Below are 2401 nucleotides of genomic sequence, written 5' to 3' on the forward strand. Positions count from 1 at the left end.
CCCCGTGCCGGCCCGGCCCGGCTGCCGGACGGGCGCGACTCGGCGTCGGCAGGGCGAATTCGTCCCGTGGCCTGGCACACGACTCTGCTTCACCGAGCACCGGACTGCCCACGGGTCCACCACTCGCGAGCGTGGGCTCTTCGCATCAGAACCACCGCCGCGTCGCCGCCGCCGGAAAGCAAGGGATGCAGACGCGGAACACAGCCGATCTGCCCCAGGAGGGATTTGCGGAGTTGCCCCAGGTTCCGGGCACTGTAGGAGACGCTTCCACGCCGTTCCAGAAGGCCGGCCGCGATGGAAATCTGCTCGATGCCCGCGATGAACGTCACACCGGCCTTTTCAATGCCGACTCCGCACCCCACGGCGCCTTCTCCGCGGTCGAGCGAGATTTCGTACGCGACGCCACCACCCGTGTAGGTGGAGACGGGCAGGACGTGCTCGGTCTCGTCCGGGCCTGCCAGGTCCAGGGATTCCGCCACTCCCGCGAAGGCCGTCCGCACCTCCTCGAAGAAGGTCCGCACCGAGGGAACCATTCGCACCTCTCCCTTCACCGCCTCCGGAACGGCGTGTCGTGTCGGAGGGTCTTCTCCGCGCCGTCAGCGCCGGCGCACCCCGTCGATGTCGATGACGAGTATCAGCAAGCGGTCGGTTTCGGTCGCGCCGTCACTGTGGTGTTCGGTGGCCGGCGCAATGGATCCGACGAGGTCGAGCAGCTGGGTGACGGTTGCCGTCGCGGGTTCGGGAACCTGCGCGCGAAGACCGGCACGGCGGCCGGTGGGCCGGCCCTCGGGCAACAAGGTCGACTGTGGGCACCAGCGTCCCGTAGAAGTCCTGCGTGCCTGGACCGAAGCTGCCGAAGCCGCCGCCGATCGCCCATGCCTGACACCGGAGGCTCGGGAGGCGGCCCGTAATGAGGCGGCGACCATGCGGTGCCGCCTCACGAGAGCCGAAGCCGCCGAGCGGTCCTCCGCCCCCTTCCACGAGAGTTCGAGCGACTCGCCGCCCGCCGCGAATGCCGGCCTCAACTCCACGCCCTTTACCTCTCCTTCGCCTGCTACCGACGCCTCGGAAAGCCCGTCCATGATCGTGGGACGAGTTCTTAAAGGAAAAGGCGCTTGTCGCTAGAATCCGGCCATGACCACCGACTTCCCCCTCTCCAGGACGACGACTCCCACGCCCGAGGCCGAGCGCGCGAGCGTCCTTGCCGCACCGGGGTTCGGCCAGTACTTCACCGACCACATGGCCACGGCCACGTGGACCGCGGAGGCCGGCTGGCACGACCACGGGATCGGCCCGTTGAAGCCGTTTTCGATGCATCCCAGCGCGGCGGTACTGCACTACGCGCAGGAGATCTTCGAAGGTCTGAAGGCATACCGCCACGCCGACGGCAGTGTCTGGCTGTTCCGCCCGGAAGCAAACGCGCGACGCTTCGCCCGCTCCGCCGAGCGGTTGGCGCTCCCTCAGCTCTCCGAGGAGGAATTCATCACCAGTGTCGAGGAGTTGGTGCGCGCCGACGAGTCGTGGGTTCCGGCGGGCTCCGGTGAGGAGAGTCTGTATCTGCGGCCGTTCATGTTCGCCTCCGAGGCGTTCCTCGGCGTGCGGCCCGCCGCCCGGGTGACGTACTCGGTGATCGCCAGCCCGGCCGGACCCTTCTTCGCCTCGGGCGTCACCGGCGTCACCCTCTGGATCAGCGGCGAGTTCACCCGCGCGGCCAAGGGCGGGACCGGGGCGGCCAAGTGCGGCGGCAACTACGCGGCGGGGCTCGCGGCGCAGATCGAGGCGAAGCAGCACGGCTGCGACCAGGTCCTGTACCTGGACAGCGCCGGCGACGACACCTTGGAGGAATCCGGCACCATGAACGTGTGCCTGATCACCGCGGACGGCCGGCTCGTCACCCCGGCTCTCGGCACGATCCTGGAGGGCGTCACCCGTGACACCGTACTGAAGCTGGCCGCCGACTTCGGGCTGACGACCGAGGAGCGGGCCGTCAGCCTGGGCGAGCTGCGGTCCGGGGCCGCGGACGGAAGCATCACCGAGGTGTTCGCCGCCGGCACGGCCGCCGTGATCACGCCCATGGTCGGATTCAAGGGCGACGGCTACGAGTTCACCGTCGGCGACGGTACGCCCGGCAAGCAGACCATGGCACTGCGCGAGCATGTGCTGGACATCCAGCACGGCCGTGCGGAGGACAAGCACGGCTGGATGCGCCGCGTGATCTGACCTCTCCCCTCACCCCGGGAACCGCCCGCTGCTGCGCAGCTCCCAGCGGCGTTCGGCGTACGCCAGGTCGTCGCGCCAGAGCCGCCCCGCCGAGGCCCTCCTGGTAGTCGGCGGCCGTCCGGTCGATGTACTCCGAGTACCAGACGCCGTACGCCCAGGTGGGCAGCAGGGCGGGCGGGCC

At 69.6% G+C, this 2401-nt stretch carries 4 protein-coding genes; 1 reads left to right on the forward strand and 3 read right to left on the reverse strand.

Annotated features, from left to right (window positions below; genetic code table 11):
• Positions 1–89 precede the first annotated feature (89 nt).
• Both ACWD3D_RS36100 and ACWD3D_RS36105 read right to left on the reverse strand, forming a co-directional pair.
• Positions 90–533, reverse strand: a complete 444-nt coding sequence (locus tag ACWD3D_RS36100) for a hypothetical protein (protein WP_451464890.1) — start codon at positions 531–533, stop codon at positions 90–92.
• 63 nt (positions 534–596) lie between these two features.
• Positions 597–794, reverse strand: coding sequence for a hypothetical protein (locus ACWD3D_RS36105; protein ID WP_451464891.1), 198 nt, complete (start codon positions 792–794; stop codon positions 597–599).
• 340 nt (positions 795–1134) lie between these two features.
• Here ACWD3D_RS36105 and ACWD3D_RS36110 point away from each other — a divergent pair, with 340 nt between their 5' ends.
• Entirely contained in the window at positions 1135–2220 is a 1086-nt protein-coding gene (locus tag ACWD3D_RS36110) for a branched-chain amino acid aminotransferase (protein WP_451464892.1), read from the forward strand.
• A 9-nt stretch (positions 2221–2229) separates the two neighbouring features.
• On the opposite strand, the gene ACWD3D_RS36115 is transcribed toward ACWD3D_RS36110, so the two are convergent.
• On the reverse strand, positions 2230–2401 hold a 172-nt coding region (locus tag ACWD3D_RS36115), incomplete at its 5' end, for a DUF5914 domain-containing protein (RefSeq protein ID WP_451464893.1).

The organism is Streptomyces sp. NPDC002690 (assembly GCF_053592415.1).